Here is a 12,180-nt window from a genome sequence, read left to right on the forward strand (position 1 = left end):
GCATGCTGACGATGACCAAGTGCTCCAAGTGCGGCGGCCACTTCGTGAGCCACCCGCATGAAATCTCGCGCCACTATGTCTGTGGCCTGTGCAACCCGCCGGCTCGCGCCGGCAAGGGCAAGGCTTCGGGTGGCTTGCAAATGCATTGAGCGCCCCTGGGGGCGCTCCTGGATCGGTATGGTTTGATTCTCCTAGCAGCACCAGCCAGTGCTTTGAAACGGGCCCTTCGGGGCCCGCTTTTTTTTGGGCACGGGCGGCTGGCGAGGTGCTCAGGGCATCACCCGCCCGCGCGACTCGGCGGTGGGCATGGCCGCCTTGGCCGGGTCGTCCAGACCCGGCTTCAGGTAGGCCAGTAGGGCATCGAGGTCATTGCCGGCGCTGTGGCGGTCCGTGCCCTTGAGCAGCACGTCGAAGCCATCGCCACCTTGCGACAGGAAGGTGTTGACCACCACCCGGTACGTCGCCTTGGCATCCAGCGGCTGGCCATGGACCGTGACCGCAGCCACACGCTGGCCGATGGGGGACTGCTCATGCCACTCGTAAGTCAGCCCCGCCGACGGCTGCAAGAAGTAAGGCGATGTCATGCCCGGCTTTTGCTGCTGCTCCAGCACGGCCTTGATCTGGGCCCCCGTGAGGCTCATGACCACCAGGTCGTTGCTGAAAGGCTGTGCCGCAAACAGCTGGCCAAAAGTCACCACGCAGGGCGGTTGCCCGTTGGCGCAGCGCAGATCGGATCGCACGCCACCGTCGTTCATGAAGGCCAGTTGCACTGACTCGCCCGGCAGGGCCGCGCGGGCGGCCGCGAGTTGGGCATCGGCAATCAGGCGACCCATCGCGTGGTCACCCCGACTGGAACCCTTCTCGAAGACCGCACCGATGCGGGCCACCTCGCGGTTGGCCTTGGGCGCGATCTGCTGGGCGTAACCTGCCACCTGTTTGGCCACAGCCTCATCCGGGCGCGACTGACGCACGATGGGGCTGAAGGCCGGCGGCAGCAAACGGGCCAGCTGGGCACGCTGCAAGGCCGTCGTGCGCTCGTTGACCACGGGCAGGTTGATGCTGGTGGTCTGCGCACGGTCGATGTCACCCGTAGAGGGGTCCAGCGCCAGGTCCACCACCGAGAGCCCCCGCCCGAACGAGGTGCCTTGAATCACCAGCCGGCCATCCACCAGACAGCGGTAGCCCTGGTGGGTATGCGCCGTCAGCAGCACGTCGACGTCGGGCGAGACCTGCCTGGCGATATCGAAAACACGTCCTCGGGCCTGATCACAGCGTGTGTCATTCCAGTCGACCGGATGGGCCTGGGTACCGACTTCCCCCCCCTCATGCACCATGGCCACGATGGCCTTGATGCCGTGCCGCTTGAGCTGGGCTGCGGTGCGGTTGAGCACCTCGACCTCGTCATCGAACTTCAGGCCCTTGACGCCTGAAGGCAGCACCATGCTGGGTGTTTCCTTGGTGACCACGCCAATGAAGGCCACGGGGATGCCCTCCACCTTCTTGACCATGACCGGGTCGAGCACCGATTTGGTCTCGCCGTCCTTGTGGACGTTCGCGCCGAGCAGATCAAACTGCATGCCATCATAAGGCTTGATCGCGCAGGAGGTGGCCAGTGCGTCAGGCACGGTGGCAGCGCAGCCGCCCTTCTTGAGACGCAGCAACTCGTCAAGACCCGCGTCGAACTCATGGTTGCCCACCACAGAGGCATCCAGCTCCAGCTGGTTCATCTGCATGACGGTGGTCTCGTGCCGGTACAGCGTGGACACGAGTGGCGAGGCACCGAACAGATCTCCGCTGGACAAGGTCAGGCTGTAGGGCATGCCGATGCGCAGCAGCTTGACCATGCCCGACAGGGCGGCCATGCCCCCGACGGGCACGCGCTCGCTGGGTGTGGCCAGCAGCGGATCGGCAAAGGGCAGGCTGAGGTTGCCGGACTCCAGGTTGCCGTGGAAATCATTGAACACGATCAGCCGCAAGGGGATGGTGCGCGGTGTGGTGGCAGCCTGCGGCGCATCGGGCCAGATGGCCTGCAGCACCTGCGCCAGACGGGCACCAGCCAGGGCGATTTCCGCCTGCTTCAGTTCATCGGCCTTGCGTACATAGTCGTCGTCCACGCCGAACGCATCCCACATGGTCGTGTTCTGCATCTGCTGCGGCTTGTCCTTGGGCGTGAACTCCAGGGCTGCCATGGTCGACTTGGGCTTCAGGGCCGTCGGCGTGCTCGACGACGGCGGTGGCTCGTAGGTGTGGGGGCCGAATTTCAGATCGGCAAATGCCGACTGACCGGACAGGATCACCTCATTGGCCCACTGCGTGGACCAGCTTTGCACGGTGCCGGGGCTGACGCCAACCAGGCGAGCCCGCTGAACGGTGTCGGCAAAGCTGTCCCCCTTGGTAGAGAGCCGATCGGGAATGCCATCCCACAGGGAGTGCATCTTCTTGCGGCCCACGTAAACGAGGTTGCCACCCGCCGTGTCGGTCTGCTTCTTGTAGCCACGCGCATCGGGATCATATTTCTCGCCGTGCTCGTCCAGGTAGACCGATTCCACGTGCAAGGGCTGATGCAGGTCTCCGATGTAGTGGGCCAGCAGGGTCAAAGCCTCGCGCTGATCGGCAATCTTGAAGGGACTGGGCGCTGGCTTGCCCTGCAGTACATCGATGGTGGCCGATATCGCATGCACCACATCGTGGTCGCTGGTGCCGGCAAAGCGTCGGTCATACCGCTGCCGCTGGATGGCGACGTCGGTGTAGTGATACTGGTTGTGGCAATGCTCATTGCCATTGACCACGCCGCATTGCGCCCAGTTCGCCTTCACAAAGGCGATGATGCGCTCGCGCTGCTCGGGGGTTTCAAACGGCGCGCATTCGGGGAACCGTCCGATATCAGCGTGATAGCTGAAGTTTTCCCCATCACTGGACGTGGTGCCCTTCACGCAGTCGGCCCAAACCGCGACCGTCTCCAGGTTCTGTCCAGCCAGGGTCTGTTTGACCATCTGGCCGGCCCGTGTCCCTTCCAACAGGCGATCGGCGATCGCCCCCACGGCCTGGTGCCCTTCCGCACCCCAGGCCCAGGCCACCGATGGCGCCAGGCTCACGGCCAAGGCGCCAACGATGCATGTGCGTAGCAACTTCACGTCTGTGCTCCTGCGTTCAGGCCGCTGCGGCCTGTTCCAGCGCCATCACCTTCAACTGCTCGTTGACACGCTCGACACGCTCATTGAAGTAGTTGTGAAAGATCAGGCAGAACACGGCAATGCCGATACCGGCCGCCGTCGCAAACAAGGCCGTACTGATGCCGCCACTGACCGCCTGCGGATCGGACACGCCATGCGACGCCAGGGCGCTGAAGGTGTCGATGATGCCGAGGATGGTGCCCAGCAGCCCCAGCAGGGGCGACAGGGTGATGGTGGTGTCGATCAGCCACAGCAGGCGTTTCACGGCGGGCTGCTGCGTGAGGTAGAGCGCCTGCACCTTGTTGTCGAAAGCTTCCTTGTCGACCGTGCCCTTGAGCGCCACCACCCCCGCCATGATGCGGGCGTGCGGCGCGCTGGAGTCTTCGACTTCAGCTTGCAGGGCCAGCTTGTCGCCCTTGCTCATCACATCAAGCAGGCGCTTGCGGGCGCGCTCGACATAGGTGTAATAGATGAAGCGTTCGATGATCACCGCCACCGCGATGGCGAACAGCGCCGCCATCGCACCCAGGACGATTTCATGGAGAAGATTGAGATTCATGGTGAGAGATTCCTGAGTGCGATGCGGGATCAGAAGTCGACCTGGAAGGTCATGCTGGCAAAGCGCGGTGCGCCGGTGTAGACCTTGGGCGAACCCACGGTGTCATTGATGGTGACGTTGGAGCCGCTACCCGAGTTGGCGATCAGGTACTTGCGATCCAGCAGGTTGGACACGTTCAGGCGCAGCACCGGGTTCTTGAATCCCCATGAAGAGCTGAGCGGCAGCTTCCAGGCGGCGTTCAGGTCGACCAGGGTGTAGCCACCGATGTCCACATCGTTTTCCAGCGTCAGATAGCGGCGGCCGGTGTACTTGGCAGCCAGGTTGATCATGTAAGGCCCGCTGGCCCACTGCACCGAGGCAGACGCCATCCACTCCGGTGTGTCCGGGAAGATCTTGCCCTTGGTGTCGTAGTAGCCGGTGCTGGAGGGCATGTTCTCGTCCAGCGTGGACTTCGTGTAGCTCAAGGAGCCATACACGCTGAAGCCCTTGTACGGGGCGGTGCCGCCTTCGAGTTCCAGACCCTTGATGGTGGAGCTGCCGACGTTCCAGTCGTGGGTGATGCCAGTGTCCGGGTCGTAGCTGGCGGCAATGCGGTCCTTGAAGGCCACGTAGAAGGCCGTCAGCGAGGCCTTGTACCAGTCGCCACGGAAGCGGGTGCCGATGTCGATGTTGGTCGAGGTTTCAGGCTTGACCGTCACCGGGTAGAGGCTGGTCGCCACCGTGCCACTGTAGGTCTTCACCAGGTTGCCGTAGTCGTAGTTGCCGGGCGCGCGGAAGTTGGTGCTGACGCCTGCAAAGCCCTGAACAGCTTCATTGAACTGGTAGGTGCCGGACACCCCAGGCAACACTTCCTGGTAGGTGCGCGTGATGCGGTAGTCTGCGTAGCCATAGCCCCTGCTGGACGTGGCAGAAGCCGAGGCCGTGCCGACATTGGCTGTATTGGTGAAATCGCGCTTGATTTCACGATAGCTGATGGCCGGGGTCACCTGCATCTTGCTGTCGAGCAGGTCCATGGTGTCCTGCACGAAGACGCTCTTGCCGGTCGAAATCGTCTTCCAGTTACGACCCTGGTAGGTGCTGCCATTCTGGTACTTCAGGAGGTTGTCGTCCAACCAGAAGTCAGTATGACCATCATTCGAGAACGTGGTAATCGGGCGCGTCTGCTTGTGATAAGCCTGCTCCAGCCAGAAGCCGCCCATGATCTTGTGGTTGTCCATGTAGTGCGTCATCTTGACGTTCACACCCGGACGATCGGTACGGGTCATGCTGCCGGTCAGCACGGCCACCTTGTCCCTGACGTCGCCGTCACCGTTGATGTCGGCCACACCGCCGCCCACATAGCTGGCGTTGCTCGATTCGGAGACAACGGTCGGGTAAGTGGTACCGCCATAGCCGTACCAGTAGTAAGGCTCGATGTCCAGGCGGGTCTTTTCGCTGAGCTGCAGATTGGCCTTCAGGGTCAGCAACACGTTCTGGAAGGGGTTGCGCTCGTAGTCGTAGTAGTCGCCAGACAGGGTGTCGGTCTGGGCGCTGCCCGAGACCGGCGTTTGGTGGGTCGGGCGAACGGTGGAGTAGTCGGCGTTGTAGCCCAGGCTCTTGACCTGGTCGAGGTACAGGGCGCGGTACTGGTGGTTCATCAGGTAGTTGGCCATCAAGCCCGCCGACAGCTTCGAACCACCGCCCAGGTCGTATTCGGCGCGGCCATCCATGTGCTCGCGCTGGCTCACGCCTTCACCACGCCACTTGTCGACCTTCGAGTTCGAGTAGGACAGGTAGCCCTTGAAGTTGCCGATCTTGCCCGTGTCGTAACGCAGGAAGGTGCGGCGGTAATCCAGCGCACCCAGAGACTGGGCAAAGCGCCAGCGCCCCTTGCTTTCTGCACCACAGGTGGTCATGCCAATGTTGCCGCCAGAAGCCCCGACGTGGGGTGCTTCGGTGTCGGTGGAACCCTGCGTCACAAACAGTTCGCACATGTTCTCCTTGTCGGTGAACTCCTGCGGGTACACGGCGAAGCTGCCCGAGTCATTGACCGGCGCCCCATCGATGGTGAAGCCCATCTGGTCGCTGTTGAAGCCGCGCACACGCAGGTTGCCGCCGGCCATGCCACTGCCATCCTGGCTGGTGGCGTTCACGCCGGGCAGCAGGTTCAGATCCTGGAAGGCATTGGCACTCGAGCGGGTCTTGTCCAGCTGGGCCTTGGTGACGGTGCTCTTCGCCTTGGGCGTGTCTTCATCGATCATCAGACCCGTACCGAGCTTGTCGCCTTCGCCGGTCACGGTGATCTTGCCTAGGTCGGTGGTCTCTTCGGCGTAAACATAAGTCGTGCTCAGCATGGCGATCATCGCCAGGGTCACGGGGTGGAGCTTGTGTGTCCGCATGGTGCTACTGCCTTCAATGGGGTTGTGCTGGTAGTGGAAAAACGAGTGAGAAGAGAAGCAAAGGGGAGAATGGGAAGCGTTTAATTCGCTACTCGATCAGGATTCCTCTGGGGGAACGTATTCGAGCTGGACGAGGAAGCGGTGCTGGTTCTGGCCTTGGTAGGCCTCTTGAGGAAAGACCGGGTAACGACCGGATCGAACCGTGCGCAGGGCTTGCTGGTCCAGCACCATCGATCCGGAGGAGGACTCGACACCGGTGTCCATCAGCTGGCCAGCGCGGTCGATCTCCAGCCACAAGGTGACGGTGCCCGCCGGACGTAGCTGGCGTGCATCGCGGCTGGTCGGGTAGCGCTTGATGCTGTGCAGGTAGGCGATGACCTGGGCGCTGTATTTGTCTTCCAGGTTGCGCGACGAAGCCACCGGGCGAGGCTGCGCCGGTGCGGGCGCCGGGACCACCACAGGAGCCGGGTGAGCTGGGGCCGCCGCGACGGCCGGGGCTGGCGACGGTGCCGGTGCCGGTGCGGGACTCGGGCTAGGCGTGGGCGTGGCCACCGGTGTCGGGGTAGGGGTCGGCGCCTTCTGAACCGGGGTCGGGGTTGGGGTCGGGGCCATCTTCGGGGTTGGCTGCACCGGGGTCACGGGTGCTGGCGGTGCGGGGGGGGCCACGGGCATGGGTTCATTGAGCTCTTCCATGCGCACCACCATGTCGTCAGACAACGCTGGCAAAGCTTTGCGTGCGGGCATGTGATGCCACGCCAGCCACAAGCCCCCCATGATCAGGACGGCACCGACTGCGGCAGCCGGGTCCCGTTGCTGGTACAACCAATCGCGTTTCATCACTGCACTCGCTTGGTCGCAAACGTCACGCTGTCGATGCCCTGGGCACGCAAGGCGTCCATCACCGAGACGACGGCCTGCCATTGCACGGTGTGGTCGGCACTCACGACAAAACGTTTGCGGGCGTCTTTTTGATGCGCCTGCTTGGCTGCTGCACCCAGGTCGGCGATCGGCATCTTCTGTCCGTCCAGGGCCACGCTGCCATCCGCTGCGAGGGACACCACCACGGGCGGTTGATCGCTGCTGGCAGCCTTGGCGGTCGAACTGTCGGGCAGCACCGTCTTGAGACCGAATGCCGGGATCACGTTCAAACTGATCAGCACGAAGAAGATCAGCAGGAACATCATCACGTCGATCATGGGGATGATCTCGATGCGGGCTTTGCGGGGCGGGGTCTCTTCGAAATGCAGCATGAGGGATACCGTTGAATGTGTAGCGCAAACGTTTGCGTGTTGCCAATGGAAAACGTTTGCTTAGTTCATAGCAAGGAGCTTGCCAAGATGTTGTTACAGCTTCATGACGGCAGAAACCGCCAGATCAGTCTTTTTTCGGCGTGGTTGACCGAAATTGCGCGCATGAAGGAACGGTCGGCGCTCAAAGTGGTGCGAGGGCGTTGCATTTGGTGCATCGACGCTCACCAGGCTGCTTGTCCGTGGGGCAGATCCGGGACACCCAGATGGCGCGCCAACGTTTGCCCGACGTCGGCAAAAGAGCCGCGCACACCCAGGTCGATGCCCCTCGGGCAGGCGGGGCCGCCAAACAGCACGGGCACGTGTTCACGGGTGTGGTCGCTGCCCGGCCAGGTCGGGTCGCACCCGTGGTCGGCACTCAGCACCAGCAAGTCCCCCTCACGCAATGCCGTCAGCAAGGTTGGCAAAAACGCGTCAAAAGCGCGCAGGGCTTGTGCATAACCGGCCACATCGCGACGGTGTCCGTACAGCATGTCGAAATCGACCAGATTGGCAAATACCAGCCCGCCCGGTGCACATTGCTGCAAGGCCACCAAGGTCGCCTCGCTCAGCGCCTCATTGCCGTCAGCGGCGTGGTGGTGCGTGATGCCGCGCCCTGCAAAGATGTCACGGATCTTGCCCACGCCGTGCACCTCGCGACCTGCCGCCTGCAGCACATCCAGCAGGGTCTGCCCGGGTGGCGGTGTGGTGTAGTCGTGGCGGTTGCCGGTGCGGCGATAGCGTTGCGAAGAACCAGCCGGCGCATCGACAAACGGCCGGGCAATCACGCGGGCGATGTTGAGTTCATCGAAAATGACCTTAGCCTGCTCGCAGATGGCATACAGCCGGTCCAGCCCGAAATGCACTTCATGGGCCGCGATCTGGAACACGCTGTCGCTGCTGGTGTAGCAGATGGGCCAGCCGGTGCGCACGTGCTCATCGCCCAGCCGCTCGATGATCTCGGTGCCACTGGCGTGCTCGTTGCCCAGGGAGCCCTCCAGACCGCAGGCTTGCAGCCAGCGACGCAGGTGTTCAGCCGGAAAGACCGACTCGCCCATCTGGCTTGCGCGCGGGAAGTAGCCCCAGTCAAAAGGCACGGGACAGCCCATCAGCTCCCAATGCCCGCTTGGCGTGTCCTTGCCCAGACTGGTTTCCCGTGCCGCACCGTAAGCCCCCTCAGGGTGCGCCCGCACCAACAGACCGGCTGGCCAGCGCATCGACGCCGCATGAGCGGCCTGAGGCAACCCCAATCGCGACAGATGCGGCAGGTTCAAGGGCTCGCCCTGTTGCACGCACCACTCGGCGATATGGCCCAGTGTGCAGGCACCCGCATCCCCATAGCGATCGGCATCGGGCGTGGCGCCCAGGCCAAACGAATCCAGCACCACCACCACCGCTCGGCGATCCATGTCACACCCCTCCGCAACGCTCGATGAGCACCGCTTGCGGCGCCACCGGCTGTTCGCTCAAGCCTATGAACTGCGTCAGGCGGGAACAGGCCAGATCGGCCGACGCACGGTCTGCAGCGTGCACCATGGCCAGCACCTCACCGGCTTCGACCCGGCGGCCAATCGGCGCCACCTGGCTCAGCCCCACACGGTGGTCGATGCGGTCCGTCGACAGACGCCGCCCGCCCCCCATCTCGATCAGCATCAGGCCAACTTCGCGGGTAGCGACCTCGCTGACCCAGCCTGCACGCGATGCCAGCACCGGTTGCACCACGGGGGCTGGCACAAGGTAGTGCGCTGGACGGTCGACAAAGTCGGTGGGTCCGCCCAAAGCCGCGACCATGCGGGCAAAGCGCTCCAGTGCCTGGCCGTTGGCCAGCACGGCGTCGACGCGGTTCAGGCCCTCGTCCAGGCTGGTGCTGAGCCCGCCAATGCACAGCAGCTCAGCGCACAGGGTGCGTGTCACTTCGAGCAGGCGGGCATCGCCCGGATCACCTTTGAGCAGGGCCACCGCTTCGAGCATTTCCACGCTGTGACCACAGCTGTGGCCCAGCACCTGGCTCATGTCGGTGATCCAGGCGCGTGTGGGCAAACCTGCGCCCTCGGCCACGTCCACCAGCGAACGCGCCAGGTCGCGGGCCATGCCCAGGTCGGCGGCAAACGCCCCATTGCCCGTTTTCACGTCCATCACCAGGCCCTGCAGACCTGCCGCCAGCTTTTTCGAGAGGATGCTGGCCGTGATCAGCGGAATGGACTCCACGGTAGCCGTGATGTCGCGGATGGCATAGAGCCGCCGGTCTGCCGGGGCCAGTTGGGCCGTCTGCCCGACGATGGCACAGCCTGCACTGCGCAAGGCAACACGCAGGTGCTCGACGCTGGGTGCGGTGGTGTAGCCAGGGATGCTGTCGAACTTGTCGAGCGTGCCACCCGTGTGACCCAGACCACGCCCCGAGATCATGGGCACATACGCACCACACGCAGCCAGGATGGGGGCCAGCGGCAGGCTGACCTTGTCACCCACGCCACCGGTGGAGTGCTTGTCGAGCACGGGGCCGGGCAGCTGAGCTTCGGCCCAGGACAGCACCTCGCCGGAGCGCATCATCGCCAGCGTCAGCGCAACCTTTTCATCCTGGTTCAGGCCCTTGAGGAAGCAGGCCATGGCCATGGAGCCAACCTGGGCGTCGCCCCAGCTTTGTTCGTGCACGAGGCCATGGACGAAATGGTCGATTTCGGCGCGCGTCAGCACCTGGCCGTCGCGCTTGTGGCGGATGATTTCCTGCGGCAGCATCGTGGTGTCTCCGTCGGTCATGCGTGAGCTCAGTAGCTGCCGGACGGTGCAGCGGCGGCCGAGGTTTGCCCGCTCAGTACCCGTTCGATGTCGTCGAGCAGGCTGCTGGCCCCGATGCGGAAGCGCCGCGGGTTGAGGGCGCCCTGGCCCAGTGCGTCGGCGGTCAGAGCCAGGTAGGTAGCGGCATCGGCCACGGTACGGATGCCACCGGATGGCTTGAAGCCCACGCGATGCACCGCGCCAGGCTCGGTCGCGATGGCATCGAGCAACACCTTGGCGGCTTGCGGCGTGGCGCTCACCTTGGTCTTGCCCGTGCTGGTCTTGAGGAAATCGGCACCGGCTTCCAGGCTCAGGAAGCACGCCCGGGCCATGAGGTTCAGGTCGCTGAACTCACCGGTTTCGATGATCACCTTCAGCAGCAGGCCCTCGCTGGCCTTGCGCACCGCGCTCAGCACCGCACGCACCGTGGCTTCGTCGCCAGCTTGCAGTGGGCGATAGGGCAGCACCAGGTCCACCTCCTGGGCGCCCGATTCCGCGATGGCGGCTGTGTCACGTACCGCACGTGCGACATCGCCCGACCCATCCGGGAAGTTGGCCACGGCGGCCACACGGATTTCCGGGGGCAACTCACGTCGTGCGAAGGCGGCCAGACGAGGCCACACGCACACAGCGGCGACATGGCCATGCGGACCACTGGCGCGGGCGCACAGGCGAGCCACATCGGCTTCGGTGTCGGCATCGTTGAGGGTGGTGAGGTCCAGGCAGGCGAGGGCCAGCCGGGCAGCGGTACGCGGGTCGAAGGCGTCGGTCATGGTGCGGTCCCGATCAGAGTCGGGCAATGAAGCGAGCCAGCAGGGTGCTGGCGGTGTCGCCACTGGCTTTGGCCTGGGCGAGGGTATGCGCGTGGCTGAGGGACTCGGCGGACAGGCCGGCCGCCATGTTCGTCATGAGCGACAGGGCCACCACCCGCAAGCCCAGGTAGCGCGACAGGATGGTTTCCGGCACGGTGCTCATGCCGACGGCGTCGGCTCCGAGCTTCTGGAACATGCGGATCTCGGCGGGCGTCTCGAACTGCGGGCCCATCAGCCAGACGTAAACGCCTTCGTGCAGCGGCACGCCCAGTTGCGCGGCTGTCTCTTTGGCCAAGGCACGCAGGTCGGGATCGTAGGCATCGCTGAGGTTGACGAAACGTTCGGCACCGCCCTCACCGATCAAGGGCGAGCGCTGCGTGAGGTTGATGTGGTCCGACAGCACCATCAGGCTGCCAGGCGGCATGTCCGCACGCACGCTGCCCGCAGCATTGGTCTGGACCACGATGCGGCACCCCAGCTCGCGCAGGGTTTCCAGCGGCACACGCATGCCGGTCACGTCACCGGTTTCATAGGCGTGCTTGCGACCGCTCATCACGGCCACGTCGACGCCACCGATGCGCCCCAGCCACAGTTCCCCCTGGTGACCGGGCACCGTAGCTTTCGGAAAGCCTTCGAGCTCGGCATACGGGATGCGAACCGGTTGCTCGATGTGTGTCGTGAGCCCTCCCCATCCGGAGCCCAGCACCACGGCGACCCGTGGGCGGTATTGGGGTGCGCGTTCCTGCACCCATTGCACGGCTGTCTTCGTTGTTGTCATGTTGTCAAATGCTCAGGGCCAAAGCTTTCAGGCAGCAGTTGCTGCAGCGTGAACCAGGTCCGCACCTCCTGCGGGCTGGCAATGAAAATCAAGGTATCCGGCGAGGCAAATTCGCGCAACTTCTGACGGCACCCGCCGCAGGGGGTGACCAGCCCGCTGCCCTCACCCAGCACCATCACGGCCTTGGCTCGGCGGCTGCCGGCCAGGATCATGGCGCTCAGCGCCCCTGCTTCGGCGCAGGTGCCTTGCGGGTAGGCTGCGTTTTCGACATTGCAGCCCGCGTGGATGCGACCATGCTCGTCGAGCACCGCCGCACCCACCAGAAAGCGCGAATAGGGTGCGTAGGCCTGAACCTGAGCCGCCTTGGCTGCTTGCCACAAAGCCACTTGCAGGGACTCGGTCACGATGATGTCGGACAT

11 protein-coding genes are annotated in these 12,180 nt (G+C 64.1%); 1 reads left to right on the top strand and 10 read right to left on the bottom strand.

The window, feature by feature from the left end; translation table 11 throughout:
- On the top strand, positions 1 to 149 hold a 149-nt coding region (locus tag ACE3PH_RS00005), incomplete at its 5' end, for a FlhC family transcriptional regulator (protein ID WP_374316199.1).
- Between the two features lie 120 nt (positions 150 to 269).
- Here ACE3PH_RS00005 and ACE3PH_RS00010 read toward each other — a convergent pair.
- From ACE3PH_RS00010 to cdd, 10 genes are all read right to left on the bottom strand, one after another.
- Positions 270 to 3,134 carry a S1/P1 nuclease gene (locus ACE3PH_RS00010; RefSeq protein ID WP_374315200.1) on the bottom strand — a complete coding sequence of 955 codons (2,865 nt, stop codon included), beginning with the start codon at positions 3,132 to 3,134 and terminating at the stop codon, positions 270 to 272.
- 16 nt (positions 3,135 to 3,150) lie between these two features.
- On the bottom strand, positions 3,151 to 3,732 hold the full coding sequence (locus tag ACE3PH_RS00015) for a MotA/TolQ/ExbB proton channel family protein (protein ID WP_374315202.1): 582 nt from the start codon (positions 3,730 to 3,732) through the stop codon (positions 3,151 to 3,153).
- Between the two features lie 29 nt (positions 3,733 to 3,761).
- The gene (locus tag ACE3PH_RS00020) at positions 3,762 to 6,110 is read right to left on the bottom strand and encodes a TonB-dependent receptor (RefSeq protein WP_374315204.1); all 2,349 of its coding nucleotides are present in this window, start codon (positions 6,108 to 6,110) and stop codon (positions 3,762 to 3,764) included.
- 96 nt (positions 6,111 to 6,206) lie between these two features.
- Positions 6,207 to 6,947: a TonB family protein gene (locus tag ACE3PH_RS00025; RefSeq protein WP_374315206.1), complete on the bottom strand. Its 741-nt coding sequence runs from the start codon at positions 6,945 to 6,947 to the stop codon at positions 6,207 to 6,209.
- On the bottom strand, positions 6,947 to 7,360 hold the full coding sequence (locus ACE3PH_RS00030) for an ExbD/TolR family protein (RefSeq protein ID WP_374315208.1): 414 nt from the start codon (positions 7,358 to 7,360) through the stop codon (positions 6,947 to 6,949). Before ACE3PH_RS00030 ends, ACE3PH_RS00025 begins: the two co-directional genes overlap by 1 nt.
- Positions 7,361 to 7,581: 221 nt before the next feature.
- A complete protein-coding gene (locus ACE3PH_RS00035; RefSeq protein ID WP_374315210.1) occupies positions 7,582 to 8,805 on the bottom strand; it encodes a phosphopentomutase in 1,224 nt (407 codons plus the stop codon).
- Position 8,806: 1 nt separating this feature from the next.
- Positions 8,807 to 10,153 carry a thymidine phosphorylase gene (gene deoA, locus ACE3PH_RS00040; protein WP_374315212.1) on the bottom strand — a complete coding sequence of 449 codons (1,347 nt, stop codon included), beginning with the start codon at positions 10,151 to 10,153 and terminating at the stop codon, positions 8,807 to 8,809.
- A gap of 8 nt (positions 10,154 to 10,161) precedes the next feature.
- Positions 10,162 to 10,944, bottom strand: coding sequence for a deoxyribose-phosphate aldolase (gene deoC / locus ACE3PH_RS00045; RefSeq protein ID WP_374315215.1), 783 nt, complete (start codon positions 10,942 to 10,944; stop codon positions 10,162 to 10,164).
- 13 nt (positions 10,945 to 10,957) lie between these two features.
- Positions 10,958 to 11,761, bottom strand: a complete 804-nt coding sequence (locus tag ACE3PH_RS00050) for a purine-nucleoside phosphorylase (RefSeq protein WP_374315217.1) — start codon at positions 11,759 to 11,761, stop codon at positions 10,958 to 10,960.
- The gene (cdd, locus tag ACE3PH_RS00055) at positions 11,758 to 12,180 is read right to left on the bottom strand and encodes a cytidine deaminase (RefSeq protein ID WP_374315219.1); all 423 of its coding nucleotides are present in this window, start codon (positions 12,178 to 12,180) and stop codon (positions 11,758 to 11,760) included. Before cdd ends, ACE3PH_RS00050 begins: the two co-directional genes overlap by 4 nt.

Origin of the sequence: Aquabacterium sp. (assembly GCF_041909175.1) — a bacterium.
Classification (GTDB): Bacteria; Pseudomonadota; Gammaproteobacteria; order Burkholderiales; family Burkholderiaceae_C; genus Aquabacterium.

What these genes read in the sequence shown, in the direction of transcription:
- ACE3PH_RS00025 (WP_374315206.1), bottom strand. Translation starts at nt 6,947, where the DNA reads ATGAAACGCGATTGGTTGTACCAGCAACGGGACCCGGCTGCCGCAGTC.
- ACE3PH_RS00015 (WP_374315202.1), bottom strand. Translation starts at nt 3,732, where the DNA reads ATGAATCTCAATCTTCTCCATGAAATCGTCCTGGGTGCGATGGCGGCG.
- ACE3PH_RS00050 (WP_374315217.1), bottom strand. Translation starts at nt 11,761, where the DNA reads ATGACAACAACGAAGACAGCCGTGCAATGGGTGCAGGAACGCGCACCC.
- deoC (WP_374315215.1), bottom strand. Translation starts at nt 10,944, where the DNA reads ATGACCGACGCCTTCGACCCGCGTACCGCTGCCCGGCTGGCCCTCGCC.
- ACE3PH_RS00035 (WP_374315210.1), bottom strand. Translation starts at nt 8,805, where the DNA reads ATGGATCGCCGAGCGGTGGTGGTGGTGCTGGATTCGTTTGGCCTGGGC.
- ACE3PH_RS00020 (WP_374315204.1), bottom strand. Translation starts at nt 6,110, where the DNA reads ATGCGGACACACAAGCTCCACCCCGTGACCCTGGCGATGATCGCCATG.
- ACE3PH_RS00030 (WP_374315208.1), bottom strand. Translation starts at nt 7,360, where the DNA reads ATGCTGCATTTCGAAGAGACCCCGCCCCGCAAAGCCCGCATCGAGATC.
- cdd (WP_374315219.1), bottom strand. Translation starts at nt 12,180, where the DNA reads ATGTCCGACATCATCGTGACCGAGTCCCTGCAAGTGGCTTTGTGGCAA.
- deoA (WP_374315212.1), bottom strand. Translation starts at nt 10,153, where the DNA reads ATGACCGACGGAGACACCACGATGCTGCCGCAGGAAATCATCCGCCAC.